The organism is Serratia sp. (in: enterobacteria) (genome assembly GCF_051654945.1).
GTDB lineage: Bacteria > Pseudomonadota > Gammaproteobacteria > Enterobacterales > Enterobacteriaceae > Chania.
In genome coordinates, this window is record NZ_JBOFZA010000085.1 from 78,444 (window position 1) to 94,222 (window position 15,779).

General features: G+C 55.7%; 15 protein-coding genes. 4 read left to right on the top strand and 11 right to left on the bottom strand.

Features of this window, described 5'->3' with window-relative positions; translation table 11 throughout:
- Window positions 1–6: 6 nt before the first annotated feature.
- Together apaG and apaH are read left to right on the top strand one after the other, a co-directional pair.
- Window positions 7–384, top strand: a complete 378-nt coding sequence (gene apaG, locus ACRDCA_RS19760; RefSeq protein WP_438691073.1) for a Co2+/Mg2+ efflux protein ApaG — start codon at window positions 7–9, stop codon at window positions 382–384.
- A 2-nt stretch (window positions 385–386) separates the two neighbouring features.
- Window positions 387–1,226 (top strand): bis(5'-nucleosyl)-tetraphosphatase (symmetrical) ApaH, encoded by an 840-nt coding sequence (apaH, locus tag ACRDCA_RS19765; protein ID WP_438691074.1) that lies wholly within the window; start codon window positions 387–389, stop codon window positions 1,224–1,226.
- 96 nt (window positions 1,227–1,322) lie between these two features.
- On the opposite strand, the gene folA is transcribed toward apaH, so the two are convergent.
- The 3 genes from folA to ACRDCA_RS19780 all read right to left on the bottom strand — a co-directional run bounded on the left by folA (window position 1,323) and on the right by ACRDCA_RS19780 (window position 3,209).
- The gene (folA, locus tag ACRDCA_RS19770; RefSeq protein WP_438691075.1) at window positions 1,323–1,805 is read right to left on the bottom strand and encodes a type 3 dihydrofolate reductase; all 483 of its coding nucleotides are present in this window, start codon (window positions 1,803–1,805) and stop codon (window positions 1,323–1,325) included.
- Between the two features lie 142 nt (window positions 1,806–1,947).
- A complete protein-coding gene (locus ACRDCA_RS19775; RefSeq protein WP_025120457.1) occupies window positions 1,948–2,412 on the bottom strand; it encodes a threonine/serine exporter in 465 nt (154 codons plus the stop codon).
- On the bottom strand, window positions 2,409–3,209 hold the full coding sequence (locus tag ACRDCA_RS19780; protein WP_438691076.1) for a threonine/serine ThrE exporter family protein: 801 nt from the start codon (window positions 3,207–3,209) through the stop codon (window positions 2,409–2,411). The genes ACRDCA_RS19775 and ACRDCA_RS19780 overlap by 4 nt, the downstream gene beginning before the upstream one ends.
- A 126-nt stretch (window positions 3,210–3,335) precedes the next feature.
- Between ACRDCA_RS19780 and ACRDCA_RS19785 the strand changes: the two genes are divergently transcribed.
- Window positions 3,336–3,950: a LysE family translocator gene (locus ACRDCA_RS19785; protein ID WP_438691077.1), complete on the top strand. Its 615-nt coding sequence runs from the start codon at window positions 3,336–3,338 to the stop codon at window positions 3,948–3,950.
- 32 nt (window positions 3,951–3,982) lie between these two features.
- Here ACRDCA_RS19785 and kefC read toward each other — a convergent pair whose 3' ends face one another.
- Both kefC and kefF read right to left on the bottom strand, forming a co-directional pair.
- Window positions 3,983–5,836, bottom strand: coding sequence for a glutathione-regulated potassium-efflux system protein KefC (gene kefC, locus ACRDCA_RS19790; protein ID WP_438691078.1), 1,854 nt, complete (start codon window positions 5,834–5,836; stop codon window positions 3,983–3,985).
- Complete coding sequence (gene kefF / locus ACRDCA_RS19795; protein ID WP_438691079.1) at window positions 5,829–6,389, bottom strand: glutathione-regulated potassium-efflux system oxidoreductase KefF; 561 nt, start codon at window positions 6,387–6,389, stop codon at window positions 5,829–5,831. The genes kefC and kefF overlap by 8 nt, the downstream gene beginning before the upstream one ends.
- A 162-nt stretch (window positions 6,390–6,551) precedes the next feature.
- On the opposite strand from kefF, the gene ACRDCA_RS19800 reads away from it, so the two are divergent.
- A complete protein-coding gene (locus ACRDCA_RS19800; RefSeq protein ID WP_438691080.1) occupies window positions 6,552–7,730 on the top strand; it encodes a hypothetical protein in 1,179 nt (392 codons plus the stop codon).
- 39 nt (window positions 7,731–7,769) lie between these two features.
- On the opposite strand, the gene carB is transcribed toward ACRDCA_RS19800, so the two are convergent.
- The 6 genes from carB to lspA all read right to left on the bottom strand — a co-directional run bounded on the left by carB (window position 7,770) and on the right by lspA (window position 15,766).
- Window positions 7,770–10,991 carry a carbamoyl-phosphate synthase large subunit gene (carB, locus tag ACRDCA_RS19805; RefSeq protein WP_438691081.1) on the bottom strand — a complete coding sequence of 1,074 codons (3,222 nt, stop codon included), beginning with the start codon at window positions 10,989–10,991 and terminating at the stop codon, window positions 7,770–7,772.
- An 18-nt stretch (window positions 10,992–11,009) separates the two neighbouring features.
- Window positions 11,010–12,158 (bottom strand): glutamine-hydrolyzing carbamoyl-phosphate synthase small subunit, encoded by a 1,149-nt coding sequence (gene carA, locus ACRDCA_RS19810; protein WP_025120451.1) that lies wholly within the window; start codon window positions 12,156–12,158, stop codon window positions 11,010–11,012.
- A 469-nt stretch (window positions 12,159–12,627) separates the two neighbouring features.
- Entirely contained in the window at window positions 12,628–13,449 is an 822-nt protein-coding gene (gene dapB, locus ACRDCA_RS19815) for a 4-hydroxy-tetrahydrodipicolinate reductase (RefSeq protein ID WP_438691082.1), read from the bottom strand.
- A 404-nt stretch (window positions 13,450–13,853) separates the two neighbouring features.
- Window positions 13,854–14,807 (bottom strand): 4-hydroxy-3-methylbut-2-enyl diphosphate reductase, encoded by a 954-nt coding sequence (gene ispH / locus ACRDCA_RS19820; RefSeq protein ID WP_025120449.1) that lies wholly within the window; start codon window positions 14,805–14,807, stop codon window positions 13,854–13,856.
- Window positions 14,788–15,258, bottom strand: coding sequence for an FKBP-type peptidyl-prolyl cis-trans isomerase (fkpB, locus tag ACRDCA_RS19825; protein ID WP_438691083.1), 471 nt, complete (start codon window positions 15,256–15,258; stop codon window positions 14,788–14,790). The genes ispH and fkpB overlap by 20 nt, the downstream gene beginning before the upstream one ends.
- A 1-nt stretch (window position 15,259) precedes the next feature.
- A complete protein-coding gene (gene lspA / locus ACRDCA_RS19830; RefSeq protein ID WP_438691084.1) occupies window positions 15,260–15,766 on the bottom strand; it encodes a signal peptidase II in 507 nt (168 codons plus the stop codon).
- Window positions 15,767–15,779 lie beyond the last annotated feature (13 nt).

The window sequence follows — 15,779 nt, forward strand, 5'->3', positions numbered from 1 at the left end:
GTAGTCATGATTGATTCGCCCCGTGTATGTGTTCAGGTCCAGAGTGTGTATGTTGAATCGCAGTCGCTACCTGAGGAAGAACGTTACGTCTTCGCGTATACCGTTACCATCCGTAATCTGGGGCGCTTTGACGTGCAACTGCTGGGCCGTTACTGGCTGATCACCAACAGCAACGGTCGCCAGACCGAAGTTCAGGGTGAAGGCGTGATCGGTGAACAGCCGATCATCCGCCCTGGCAGCGAGTTTCAATATACCAGCGGTGCGGTACTCGAAACGCCGCTGGGCACCATGGAAGGCCACTATGAGATGGTTGATCATCAGGGTCAGCCATTCCGTACCGCTATTCCGGTGTTCCGTTTAGCCATTCCAACGCTGATCCACTAATTATGTCGACATATCTTATCGGCGATGTTCATGGCTGTTTCGATGAACTGCAGTCGCTATTGGCACAGGTTAATTTCGACCCGCTGCAAGACCAGCTGTGGCTGACTGGCGATCTGGTCGCCCGTGGCCCCGGCTCGCTTGAAGTGCTGCGCTACGTGCGCTCACTCGGCCCGGCGCTGCGCATGGTACTGGGTAACCACGATCTGCACCTGCTGGCGGTATACGCCCGTATCAGTCGCAATAAACCCAAAGACCGCATTACCCCCCTGCTGGAAGCCCCTGATGCTGACGAGTTGATCAATTGGCTGCGCCGCCAGCCGGTATTGCAGGTGGACGAAGAACGCAAGCTGATCATGGGCCACGCCGGTATTACCCCGCAGTGGGATATAGAGACCGCGCAGACCTGTGCCCGTGAAGTGGAAGCCGTGCTCAGTAGCGACAGCTATCCTTTATTCCTGGACGCAATGTATGGCGATATGCCCAACAACTGGAGCCCGGAGCTGAGTGGGCTGGCACGCCTGCGCTTTAGCACCAATGCGTTGACCCGCATGCGCTACTGCTTCCCGAACGGCCAGTTGGACATGATCTGCAAAGATGCACCGGGTACGGCTCCCGCGCCGTTGAAGCCCTGGTTTGATCTACCGCGCCTGGTCGATCCCGAGTACACCATCATCTTCGGTCACTGGGCTTCATTAGAGGGTAAAGGCACGCCGGAAGGCATTATCGGCCTGGATACCGGCTGTTGTTGGGGCGGGGATCTGACGATGCTACGTTGGGAAGACAAACGCTACTTTACCCAACCGGGCAATCGCGGTGAAACGCTAGACGCCCCTCATCCATAGGGAAAGGGGGACGTCCCGACGCAGTACCACATTACCTGCCAACAGCGCTGAACTAGCTCCCTCTCCCTATGGGAGAGGGTTGGGGTGAGGGGACAGTTAACGGCGCTCTAAAATCTCAAAACAATAACCATGAGAGTTCAGTGCGTCCGCATCGTGGAAGGCGCTGAATGAGGTTTCCCATTCGTCCGGCTCGTAATCCGGGAAGTAGGTATCTCCGCCCACTTCGGCATCGATATGTGTCAGATACATCCGCGAGGCTTTTGGCAGGAACTGGCTGTAAATACTGCCACCGCCCATCACCATCACTTCTTCCACATCGCCTGCCGCTGCCAGAGCCTCTTCCAGCGAAGTCACCCAGGTCACGCCAGGTTCATTACCCGGCCGGCTGCTCAACACGATATTGTGGCGGCCCGGCAACGGGCGGCCAATCGACTCAAAGGTCTTGCGGCCCATAATCACCGGTTTGTTTAACGTGTTACGTTTAAACCACGCCAAATCCTCCGGCAGGTGCCACGGCATGGCATTTTCCATACCAATAACGCGATCCGCCGCCAAAGCAGCAATCAGGCTGATAATCATTGTTTAACCCTGTATAGGCAGCAAAATTGCTCACACTATACGTAAAGCCCCGCCAACCGTCGATAGACGAATCGAGCGATAGCTATATATCGGACGGCTCTGAAGATAAACTTCAATAATCCCAGATCCTTAGCCAAATACCTTAAACGCCGGGGCGTTTACGATACAGCCACAGGCCCGGAACCGACAGGCCAATCGACAAGGCACCCACGATAAAACAGGCCTTGAGGAAGTTGGAGATCATCACCGACATCAGCGCTTCGCTGTAGCCCAGGTGCGAAATCTCCACCACGCTGATCATCGCGGTATAGGCCGAAATGCCGGGGAACATCGGGATCACCGCCGCAACGGTAAACACCTTCGGGTGCGCCAGCAGCCAGCGTGACCAGTAAATACCGATAACGCCGATCAGGATGGCGGCCAGGAACGAGCCCCATTCAATATTCATACCGAAATGCATCAGCAGCATCCGCGAGCCGTGCCCGAGCGCCCCGAGTAAAGCACAATAGCGCAGCGCTCGCACCGGCACGTTGAACACCATGGCAAAGCCAAGCGCAGGTACCGCCGCCAGCAACATGTCCTGTAACAGCGCCCAGAGCAGGCTCATGACCACCCCCGCAAATCCCACAGCGACATCGCCATCACCACGCCGATGCAGGTCGCCAGCGTCAACAGGCTGGCCATCGCCCAACGGGCCAACCCGGTATTCACGTGGCCTTTAAACATATCGGCTACCGCGTTGATCAGCGGAAAACCGGGCACCAGTAACAGCACGCTGGCCGCCATCGCCACGCTCGAGGTTTGGTGGAAGACGGGGAGCCGCAACAGCAGACCGGAGACCGACGTGGCGACAAAGGCCGTCAGGCAAAAGTTGATCAACGGATTCATATGGCGGGCAGTCAGCATCTGGCGCACAAACATCGCCAGACCACTGGCCATAAAAGTGACCGCAAAGGCATCTGGCCCGCCGCCGTTGAGCATGCTGAAGCAGCCACAGGACAACCCCACCATCAGCACCACCAGCCAACGCGGGTAGCGCAGCGGGCGGATCTTTTCAAAGCGGCGAGCCACGTCATGGGCATCAGCCAAATGGTGTTCCGCCAGGATCACAATGTGCTGCACCTCGGTCACCATTTGCATGTTGATCCCGCGATCGACGTTCTTGCGCGTGGTAGTCAGGCAGGCATCGTTGCTGATGGTGGTCAGCACCACGGCGTTGGCCGAAATGGAGCTTTCTACACTGTCCATGCCGAGTGCCAGACCCAGGCGGGTTGAGAGTTGTTCGACTACCGTGCTTTCCGCCCCGTGCTGGAGCAGCAGCAACGCACACTGAATGCATAGACGCGTGATTTCACGCTGTTGATGGTTGACTCCGGGTATCTCTGCGGTTAATTCCTTTTTCATATCGCTCAATCACTTCCTCTTAATGAAGACCCATCATATAACCAGAGATTAGTGTAATAGGTTGATGCACGTCAGGAGGAGTGGCGTTATTATCAGCAGAATTAGGCCTTTTTCAGAGACTCGCTCATGCTTGAAACCTCATTGTTTGTCGCCGGTATTGCCACACTCGGCATGCTTTCCCCCGGGCCAGACTTTTTTCTGGTGATTAAAAATGCGGCGCGCTATCCGCGTCTGGCTGCAATGATGACCGCGTTCGGTGTGATCTGCGGCGTGGCGACCCATATGTCTTACTGCGTTGCGGGTTTGGCAGTGGTGATCACCACCACGCCGTGGTTGTTCAACGTGCTGAAATACGCCGGAGCGGTGTACCTGATTTGGGTCGGTATTCAAGCCCTGCTATCACGTAGCGGCAGCAAGATGAACGTCAGCAGCCTGCCTCAGCAACAGGTCAGTCTGAAAAGCGCCTTTGTGCAAGGCTACCTGTGCAATCTGCTCAACCCGAAAGCCACGCTGTTCTTCCTGGCGGTGTTTACTCAGGTACTGCAAATCAACTCTGGCCTCGGTGAAAAGCTGTGGTATGCCGGGATTATTCTCGGTCTTTCCGCCTTGTGGTGGCCAGTGCTGGTGTTTTTGATCCAAAGCGGGCCAGTGCGCCGTGGGTTGGAGAAAACTCAGAAAGTGGTCGACAAGCTGCTGGGCGGGATGTTAATTGCCTTGGGGATCAAGGTCGCCCTGAGCTGAAAACCGGCGAGGGGCCAGCCCTCGCCAGATCATTATCCTTTGGCTTCCACCACTTCTTCCTCTGGCGCTTTACCATCAATGCTGCCGCGCCAACCGTTTTGCTGCACGTGAGACAGCCGCGACCGATCTTGTTCGATGGCCGAGGACAGCATCTCTTTGGCCCGTTGCAGACTGGCAACACGGAACTCAGTATCTTGGTAATTATCCAGTGTCTCCTCCAGCATCTTCAGGTTATAGCGGCGGAAGGTATCGGCCTTTTCACGGGCTTCGTAAGCGTCCAATCCTAGCAGTTCGAGAGTTTCTCTACCGATCAGCAATGAGCTTTCGAAGGTTTCCCGCGCGGGTTTTTCCACACCCAGTTGCCGCAGTTGATACCAGTGATCGACATCGCGAGCGCGCGCCACCACTTTCAGGTGCGGGAAATGGCGTTTGGCCAACGCCGTCAGTTGCAGGTTGGCTTCCACATCGTCGATGGCGTTGATCAGAATTTTGGCATGCTCCGCTCCCGCCGCTTCCAGCAAATCGGCCCGCGTCGCATCGCCATAAAATACCTTGGTGCCGAACTTACGCAGCGTTTCGATATGGTCAGGATCGTGATCCAGCACCACGGTATGCACGCCGTTAGCCAGCAGCATACGGCCAGCGATCTGGCCAAAACGCCCAAAGCCGGCGATGATCACGCTGGCGTTCTCTTCGTCGATCACGTCTGCCGGGCGCTCATCTTGCGGGGCATTCTTGGCCAGGCGAGCAGCGATCACCAACAGCAGAGGCGTGGCAGCCATCGACAGTGCTACCGCCAACGTCAGCGATTTGGCCCATTCCAGCGGCAACACACCGGCCATCTGCGCCGCACCAAAGATCACAAAGGCAAACTCACTGCCCTGCCCCAGCAAAATGGCAAACAGCCCACGCTGGCGCTTCGGCACTCCCAATACCGGGGCAACCAACCACAGCAGCGCCGCTTTCAGCAGCATAAAGCCCAGCAGCAAAGAGGCGATCAGCAGCGGATGATGGAACAAGGTACCAAAGTCGATCGACATCCCCACGCCGATAAAGAACAACCCGAGCAACAAGCCCTTAAACGGCTGGATATCGCTTTCCAGCGCATGGCGGTATTCGGAACTGGCCAACAAGACGCCAGCCAGAAAGGCGCCCATGGCCATCGACAGCCCGGCCATCTCCAGCAGAATGCCAAAACCAAACACCAGAAACAGCGCCACGGCGCTGAACACCTCGCGCATGCCGGAACGCGCCACGAAGTGCAGCAAGGGCCGGGTCACATAGCGCCCCAACAGCACGACGACCGCCAGCGCTGCTACCACCTTGGCGGCAGAAAACACAAAGGCTCCCAGCGTAGTAGCGGCACCGCTACTGGCCAACAACGGGATCATCGCCACCAGAGGAATCGCGGCAATGTCCTGGAACAACAGCACCGCAAACGAGCTGCGGCCGATCGGCGAAGGCGTCAGGTTACGCTCGCTCATCGCCTGCATGGCGATCGCAGTAGAGGAGAGTGCCAGCGTCAAGCCGATCAGCAAGGCAACCTGCCAGTTCAGGCCGAGGAAATAGCAGAAAGCACTCAACACCAGGCCGCATCCCACCATCTGGATACTGCCACCGCCAAATACCGCGGCCCGCAGCGTCCACAGCCGCCGGGGATCCAGCTCCAGCCCGATGATAAACAACATCAATACCACGCCGATTTCGGCAAAGGTCAGTATCGACTCGGGATCGGACACCAGCTTCAGCCCCCAGGGACCAATGATGCAGCCCGCAATCAGGTAGCCCAGCACCGAGCCCAATCCCAGACGGACGGCGATCGGCACCAACAGCCCGGCCGATCCCAGATAGATCAGCCCTTCAATCATCATGCCATGGTTATCCATTGACGGGCTCCTGCTCTGCCGTTGGCTCGCTGTGTTCCATCAGATACTGCACCAGCCGCTGACGATAGGCTTCCCCGGCGGCGATCAGGGCCGGTTCGTTGCAGGTAAAGGTGTTATGTACGGCAAAATACGGCTGCCACTGCATGCCACAGTAAATCGCCGTTGCCTGTAGCGGCTGCCCCAGCGCAGCAAAGTTAGGGTAATCGCCCAGGGCAAAATGATGCTCATCTCCCCCACTGGTCACCGCCCACAGGCAATCTTTGCCAACCAGAGCGTTGCCCTCATGGCCATAGGCCCAGCCATGTTCGAGGACTTTGTCGATCCACAGCTTCAGCAGCGGTGGCAGGCTGTACCACTGCATCGGATGCTGCAAAACCACCATATCGGCCCGCTCCAGTGCCCGCTGCTCGGCACTGATATCAATGTTGAAATCCGGATACAGTTCGTACAGCTCACGAACTTCCACACCGGGAATATCTTTTACTGCCTGTAGCAACCGTTGGTTGGCATGGGAATGCCGGGGATAGGGATGGGCGTAAATAATCAGGATCATGCGGTTCTCGCCGTACGGTGTCATACATCAAGCATATATCTTGACGGTTTACGCAGGGATTAATAGCGGAAATTTTTATCGGCTTGGTACAAATTGACTGATGGAGTGCGGGAAAAAATCTTTGCTATCATAGGAGCAACTTAAGATTAGGAGGAAATGATCATGGGTAAAGGGAAATCTGTTAAAAAGAAAGCCGCCAAAAAGCAGGCACCGAAGAACCCTCGCCAGCAGTTCAATGCCCACTGTCAGGCCATCAAGCAACAGCATATACGGCTAGATACGTTGCGCAGGCAGCAGACAGAATTGACGACTCGTTTCCAGCAACAGCTACTACCGTTGGAAAAACAATTTAGCGATACCGTCTATAAAAAGGTCGAGCGCTTACTCTCCTTTACCGATAAGAAATCCCTCTCGGCCTCTCAGAAGGATGTACTCATCGGATGGATCGGTGAAGAGATCATGTATCTGGAAGGCTATCCGTTTGCCGAACATCTAGATATCGAAACGCTCAGGGAAAAGTACCTCGTAGCTTGCGCCCAGGGCGTAAAACATGACCTGGATGAAAACGAATTCCAGTATCTCCGTGAAGCATTAGAGAAAGAACTCCCCTTTATACAGCAAATCCCCGACGAGGAACTGCTTGATTTAATAAGTGATCCTAAGAAGCTCAAAGCCAGAGCCGCACAAGAAATCGCCGACTCGACCGCCGATGAAGAGGAAGAATTTGAGGAAAACGAGTTTGAGGATGACGAAGAGGCTTTCATTGATGAGATGGAGCAAGAAGCGATCGCCACCCGGGAGCAACGGCAAAGGGAAATCGCCTCCCTGTTCAGTACTTCAGTAGCAAACCGCATGTATAAGCAGTTAGCGAAAATCTTCCATCCCGATCGTGAAATGGACGATGCAGCCAAACAGGATAAACATCACCTGATGGTACAGCTTGCTCAGGCCAAGCAGAATAACGATATCTGGAGCATCATCAGTTTGTATCAGCAACATATTGACCCCGATGGCGGCGTCGAAGAAAAAGATCTTCCAGAAATCAATCAGCTGCTTGCAGAGCAGGTCATAAGCTTGAAGTGGGATTATCGCCAAAAGGAGCGTGAGTGCGATCCTGTGACTGCTGTTCTCTGGGATAAATTTGGCGATGCTAAAACGCCGCAAGCGCTGGATAAAAAGCTGAACCGCCATGCCAATGATCTAAAAGAACTGTTAGCTGAAGAAAATGAAATGCTGGAGGAGCTGACTTCCCTGAAAGCCCTAAAACATCACCTAAACGAGCGTGAGCAGGAAATGGAAGATGAGCTAGGGTTTATGGCCGATCTGTTCAAATTGCCTTAAAAATTCCCGCCTTGCTCGAACCAAGGCGGGCCAGTCAGTTTACTTACCGATACGCGCGTGCAGTTCCTGTACCGAAGTCACCTGCTCGGTTGGGTCTGCTTTCATCGCCATTGACGTGGCAAAGCCGCCGTTCATCGTGGTGTCGTAGTGTACTTTATATTGCAGCGCACTGCGGCGGATCAGCTTGGAGTCTTCAATCGCCTGACGCCCCGCCGTGGTGTTGACGATATAGGTGTATTCGCCGTTCTTGATGCGGTCCTGAATGTGTGGACGCCCTTCATGCACCTTGTTGACCAGACGTGGGTTAATCCCCGCTTCGCCCAGCACGACGGCGGTGCCGTGGGTAGCATCCAGCTCAAAGCCCTGTTTGAGCAGGCTGGCGGCCAAATCCACTACGCGAGCCTTATCCCCACCGCGCACCGACAGCAGCGCACGGCCTTTCTTCATGCCGGAGTTACTGCCCAGCATCGCCTTGGAGAAGGCTTCGGCGAAGGTGCGGCCCACGCCCATCACTTCACCGGTTGAGCGCATTTCTGGCCCAAGGATCGGGTCAACGCCTGGGAATTTGTTGAACGGCAGCACCACTTCCTTGACGGAGTAGTACGGCGGGATGACCTCTTCGGTCACGCCCTGTTCGGCCAGTGATTTACCGGCCATCACGCGCGCCGCCACTTTCGCCAGCGCTACGCCGGTAGCCTTGGAAACGAACGGCACGGTACGCGCAGCACGTGGGTTCACTTCGATCAGGTAGACTTCGTTGTTCTTCACCGCAAACTGCACGTTCATCAGGCCACGGACTTGCAGCTCAAACGCCAGTTTTTCGACCTGCTGACGCATCACGTCCTGGATATCTTTGCTCAGCGTGTAGGCTGGCAGTGAACAGGCAGAGTCACCGGAGTGAACGCCAGCCTGTTCGATATGCTCCATGATGCCGCCAATCAGCACGCGCTCGCCGTCGCAGATAGCATCCACATCGACTTCTACCGCGTCGTCCAGGAAGCGATCCAGCAGCACTGGCGCATCGTTGGACACGCTGACCGCGTTCTGGAAGTAACGGCGCAGGTCGATGTCGTCGTAAACGATTTCCATCGCACGGCCACCCAGCACATAGGAAGGGCGTACCACCAGCGGATAACCGATACCGGCCGCTTTCTCAACTGCCTGTTCGATGGTTGCCACGGTGGCGTTGGCCGGTTGCTTCAGGCCCAGACGGTTAACCGCCTGCTGGAAACGCTCACGGTCTTCGGCACGGTCAATCGCATCCGGGCTGGTGCCGATAATCGGCACGCCTGCCGCTTCCAGTTCACGCGCCAGCTTCAACGGGGTTTGCCCGCCGTATTGCACGATCACGCCTTTAGGCTTCTCGATGCGTACGATTTCCAGCACGTCTTCCAGCGTGACCGGCTCGAAGTACAGACGATCCGAGGTGTCGTAGTCGGTAGAGACGGTTTCCGGGTTACAGTTGACCATAATGGTCTCGTAACCGTCTTCACGCAGCGCCAGTGAGGCGTGAACGCAGCAATAGTCAAACTCGATACCCTGACCGATACGGTTCGGGCCACCGCCCAGGATCATGATTTTCGGACGATCGCTGGTCGGATTGGATTCGCACTCGTCTTCATAGGTGGAGTACATGTAGGCGGTGTCGGTCGCAAATTCTGCCGCACAGGTGTCCACACGCTTGTAAACCGGGTGCATATTGAAGCTGTGACGCAGCTTGCGGATTTCGCTTTCCGCCACGCCAGCCAGCTTGGCCAGGCGCGCATCGGCAAAGCCTTTACGCTTGAGAGTGCGCAGGAAGTCGGCGTTCAGGCCGTTAATGCCCGCTTCGGCAACCTGCTCTTCCAGACGCACCAGCTCCTCAATCTGTACCAGGAACCAGCGGTCGATGTTGGTCAGGTTGAATACGCCATCGACGGACAGACCGGCACGGAAAGCATCGGCAACGTACCAGATGCGATCTGAACCGGCATCTTTCAGTTCACGGCGGATCTTGGTCAGCGCTTCCGGATCGTCCAGGCTCACTTTCGGATCGAAGCCGGTCGCGCCCACTTCCAGGCCGCGCAACGCTTTCTGCAACGATTCCTGCTGGGTGCGGCCAATCGCCATCACTTCACCGACCGACTTCATCTGAGTGGTCAGGCGATCGTTGGCACCGGCAAACTTCTCGAAGTTGAAGCGCGGGATCTTGGTCACGACGTAGTCGATGGAAGGTTCAAAGGAGGCTGGAGTTCGGCCACCGGTGATGTCGTTCATCAGTTCATCGAGGGTGTAACCTACCGCCAGCTTGGCGGCGATTTTGGCAATCGGGAAGCCGGTGGCTTTCGAGGCCAGCGCCGATGAACGAGAGACGCGCGGGTTCATTTCAATCACGATCAGGCGGCCGGTTTTCGGGTTCACCGAGAACTGCACGTTGGAACCGCCGGTTTCCACGCCGATCTCACGCAGCACCGCCATCGAGGCGTTACGCATGATTTGGTATTCTTTGTCGGTCAGAGTCTGCGCCGGGGCGACGGTGATGGAGTCACCGGTATGGATGCCCATCGCATCGATGTTTTCGATCGAGCAGACGATGATGCAGTTGTCATTCTTATCGCGCACCACCTCCATCTCGTACTCTTTCCAACCGATCAGCGATTCGTCAATCAGCAGCTCTTTGGTCGGCGACAGATCCAGACCGCGCTCGCAGATCTCTTCGAACTCCTCGCGGTTGTAGGCGATACCGCCACCGCTGCCGCCCATGGTGAATGACGGACGGATAATGCAAGGGAAGCCCACATCGGCAGCCACCGCCAACGCTTCTTCCATATTATGAGCGATGCCGGAACGTGCCGTATCCAGGCCAATTTTCTTCATCGCAATATCGAAACGGCGACGGTCTTCGGCTTTGTCGATGGCATCGGCCGTTGCGCCGATCATGGTGACGCCGAATTCGGCCAACACACCCTGACGTTCCAACTCCAACGCACAGTTCAGCGCGGTTTGCCCGCCCATGGTTGGCAACACCGCATCTGGGCGCTCTTTCTCGATGATTTTACGCACCACTTCCCAGTGAATGGGTTCGATGTAGGTAGCATCGGCCATTTCCGGGTCGGTCATGATGGTGGCCGGGTTCGAGTTGACCAGCACCACGCGGTAACCTTCTTCACGCAGCGCCTTACACGCCTGGGCACCGGAGTAGTCAAATTCACACGCCTGGCCGATAACGATCGGGCCAGCGCCGAGGATCAGGATGCTTTTTATATCTGTACGTTTTGGCATGGCTTTTCTGGCTCCTGATTATTTGGCGTTGCTACGGTAAGTCTCAATCAGTTCGATAAAGTGATCGAACAGCGGCGCGGCATCGTGCGGGCCTGGGCTGGCTTCCGGATGGCCCTGGAAGCTGAACGCGGCTTTATCGGTACGATGGATGCCCTGCACCGTGTGGTCAAACAGGGATTTGTGCGTGATGCGCAGCGTGCTCGGCAGATTATTTTCATCAACGGCAAAGCCGTGGTTCTGCGCGGTGATCATCACGGTGTTGTTATCCAGATCTTTCACCGGGTGGTTACCACCGTGGTGGCCGAGCTTCATCTTCATGGTCTTGGCACCGCTAGCCAGTGCCAGCAGCTGATGGCCCAGGCAGATACCAAATACCGGGATATCGGTTTCCAGGAAGCGTTTGATGGCGGTGATGGCGTAGTCGCAAGGCTCCGGGTCACCCGGGCCGTTGGACAGGAAGATGCCGTCTGGCGCCATTTTCAGCACCTCTTCCGCTGGGGTTTGCGCTGGCACCACGGTGAGGCGGCAGCCGCGATCCACCAGCATGCGCAGGATGTTGCGCTTGGCACCGTAATCGTAGGCCACGACATGGTAAGGCAGTTCGCCCGCAGGTTTAGCCTCCGGCAAATCGCCTTCCAGCGTCCAGCTCCCCTGTTGCCAGGCGTAAGCTTCCTTGGTGGTGACCTCTTTCGCCAAATCCATGCCTTTCAGCCCTGGGAAAGCCTTGGCTTTTTGCAGCGCCAGTTCGGCATCGGTCAGGTCGCCCGCGATGATGCAGCCGTTCTGTGCGCCTTTTTCACGCAGCAGGCGTGTCAGCTTGCGGGTATCGATATCGGCAATTGCCACGATGTTGTGGCGCTTGAGGTAATCGGCCAGGCCCATTTCGTTGCGGTAGTTGCTGGCAATCAGTGGCAGGTCGCGGATGACCAGGCCTTGAGCATGAACTGCGGAGGATTCTGCATCAGCATCATTGGTGCCGACATTGCCGATATGAGGATAAGTAAGAGTAACAATCTGGCGGGAGTAGGAAGGATCGGTGAGGATTTCTTGATAGCCGGTCATCGACGTATTGAAGACCACTTCCCCAACTGCCGTACCTTCTGCCCCGATGGCCCGACCGTGGAATTGGGTTCCGTCTTCCAGAACCAATAGCGCTGACTTAATCAAAACACCCTCCGAGGAATAATCAATCACAATATTTGCATATTAATTCAGATTTCACGCCCTAAATCAATGCAAAAACCGCCCTCAAGGCCAATTTTTGGCAAATTGGGCGCATTTTAATGATGAGTGTCCCGCTTGTCTAGCCAAAGTGCCATTTTTTCTATTATTTTTGCTGCCCTCAAGGTTTAAAGGGGGTCACAGGCATAAAAACAGCATCAAACTTGGATGAGTAAACGGTTGCCAGACACAGTGACAGAAAAAATGGCTTAAAACAGCTTAAATCGGAGCTGTGAGTAATAAAGGTGAGAACAAAAGCAGGAAAAAGGATCGATAACATGTAAAAATAACGATTACGAATTAAAAACAATAAATAACCTTCATTTTTCATGTTAAAAAAAAGGACAATAAAATTATTGTCCGATTATCATAGCATTATGATAAACACAACCACATCACGATGGTGTTTAAGAAATTATAGCTGGTCTAATCCAAGCACATCACGCATATCAAACAGCCCATTTTGCTGGTTTGAGATCCAGGATGCGGCACGCACCGCGCCATTGGCAAACGTCATGCGGCTGGAGGCTTTATGGGTGATCTCTACCCGCTCGCCAATATCGGCGAACATGGCGGTGTGTTCACCCACAATATCCCCGGCACGAATGGTAGCAAAGCCGATGCTCTTGGGATCGCGCTCGCCGGTATAACCCACGCGTTCGTAGACCGCGCACTCTTTCAGATCGCGCCCCAAAGCACCGGCAATCACCTCACCCATGGCTAACGCTGTCCCTGAAGGGGCATCTACCTTGTGGCGGTGGTGAGCTTCGACAATTTCGATATCGGTATAGTCGCCCATTACCTTGGCGGCTTTTTCCAACAGCTTGAGCATCACGTTGACGCCCACGCTAAAGTTGGCGGCGAACACGATGCCAATCTGCTGCGCTGCGGCCTGGATAGCCGCTTTGCCTGCATCATCAAAGCCGGTGGTACCGATCACCATGGCTTTACCGTGGGCCACGCAAAACGCCAGATGAGCCAGGGTGCCTTCTGGGCGGGTGAAGTCGATCAGGATATCGAAATCATTGGCGACCTTTTCCAGGTTATCGCTGACGGTGACGCCCAGTGCGCCAACGCCGGCCAGTTCACCGGCATCGGTACCAACCAGGCTAGAACCCGGGCGCTCTAACGCAGCCCCCAATACCACGCCCTGTGCCTGCTGCACTGCCTGGATCAATTGGCGCCCCATGCGGCCACCGGAACCCGCAATCGCGATGCGGATTTGTGAATCAGTCATACTTCGCTCTCTTTTATGGTCAAAAGCCGATCCTCGGCTATAAGTTCAGGGTAACTGGCCCACCTTGTGACTGCCAGAGGATTTGTCAGGGGATTAGAAAATAATGATACCCCGGGCATTTCATCAGTAACGCTGTCAATTGATTAACAATTACCCGATCAATGCCAACGGTGCAATAGACATAATCATGCACTATTTATGCATTACGTTGAATGGCGATAAGGCGGTTTTTGTGGTTTCTGCGAGCTGACACTGTTCCCCTCACCCCGGCCCTCTCCCAAAGGGCGAGGGAGTTGGCCGGAGCGATGGATTAGACGGTACTGCTTCGGGAAGTATGAGGGTGTATCAAAGAGCTCGATCGGTCCCCTCTCCCTGTGGGAGAGGGTTAGGGGGAGGGGGGGAATTCAGTCGATCTGCTTGATATCCATCCGCAGCTCTTTGGGTACTTCAAACACGATGTTCTCTTCGCGGCCGCTGATCTCATGCACGTCTTTGCCGCCCAGCGCTTTCAAGCGGCTGATGACGTCCTGAACCAGCACGTCCGGTGCGGAAGCGCCTGCAGTGACACCAATGTTGCTGGCGTCTTTCAACCAGGATTCTTGAATGTCCGCCGCCGAGTCAATCAGATAGGCTGGTTTACCCACACGCTGGGCAAGTTCAGCCAGGCGGTTGGAATTGGAGGAGTTTTTCGACCCCACCACCAGCACCACATCGGCGTCACCTGCCAAACTGCGCACCGCTTCCTGACGGTTGGTCGTGGCGTAACAGATATCGTCCTTGCGTGGCCCGATAATCTCTGGGAAACGCTTACGCAACGCATCGATCACGTCGGAAGTATCGTCCACCGATAAGGTGGTCTGCGTCATAAAGCACAGGTTACGTTCATTCTTCACCTGCAACTGCCAGACATCTTCCGGCGACTCCACCAGGTACATGCCCCCCTGAGGGTTGCTGTACTGGCCCATGGTGCCTTCCACTTCCGGATGCCCGGCGTGGCCAATCAGGATGGCCTCGGTGCCCTTACGGCTGGCACGGGCCACTTCCATATGCACCTTGGTGACCAACGGGCAGGTAGCATCGAACAGCATGGTCAGATCGCGGGCCTTGGCCTCGGCACGAACCGCCTGTGAGACTCCGTGAGCGGAAAAGATCAGGATCGAGCCATCCGGCACTTCCGCGATCTCTTCGATAAATACCGCACCACGCTCACGCAGGCTTTCGACCACGTAGCGGTTATGCACCACTTCGTGACGCACGTAAATCGGTGCGCCATAAATCTCCAGCGCACGTTCAACAATGCTGATCGCACGATCGACCCCGGCACAAAAGCCGCGCGGGTTAGCCAGCAATATTTGCATGCGCTTCCTCCTGCTGCGGATCGATCTCCAGCACTTCGATATCGAAGGTCACCGGGTGCCCCGCCAGCGGATGGTTGAAATCAACGGTGATCGAGTCTTCCGCCACTTCACGCACCACACCAGGCATTTCACTGCCGTCAACGGCGGTAAACAGCATGATGGTGCCGACATCCGGTACCCCGGTCTCGTTGAAGTCACGGCGCGAGAAGAACTGGATCAGATCCGGGTTCTCCGCGCCAAACGCCGCTTCCGGTTGCAAGGTAAACGCACATTTGTCCCCAGCCCGCAGACCGATCAACTGCTGTTCCAGCGGAGCAGACAGGCTGCCATCACCTAGGCGGAACAGCGCCGGTTTGCCATTTCCCTGGGTTGATTCAGCGGTCGTTCCATCTGCCAGTTTTAGCGTAAAGTGCACTAATACTGCGCTGTTGCCGTTAACCTGAGCCGTCATATTACTTACCTTCGCTCTTGACACTTTTCTTCGCCGGCAAGAACCCTTCCAGCACAATCATGGCGGCACCAACGCAGATAAAGCTGTCCGCCAGATTGAAGGTCGGGTAATGCCAGTTGCCAATATAAAAGTCGATGAAATCGACCACAAAACCATGCCACAGCCGATCAAACAGATTGCCGAGCGCACCGCCGATAATAAAGGCATAGGCGATATTGTTCAGCTTCTGCTGGGCACTGCTGCGATACATCATCACCAGCAGCACCGCCACGATGGCGACCGCAATACCGGCAAAGAACCAGCGCTGCCAGCCACCGTGGTCCGCCAGGAAACTGAACGCCGCGCCGTAGTTTCGGGCGTAGTACAGGTTGATTGACGGGAACAACGGCTGGGTCTGGCCCAGCACGAAGTTACTCAGGATCCACTGTTTGCTGAAGAAATCCAGCGCCAGCACCACCACTACCAGCCATAGCCAGCGCAAGCCGGTCGAACTTATCGGTCTACTCATCAGGCGCTTGTTC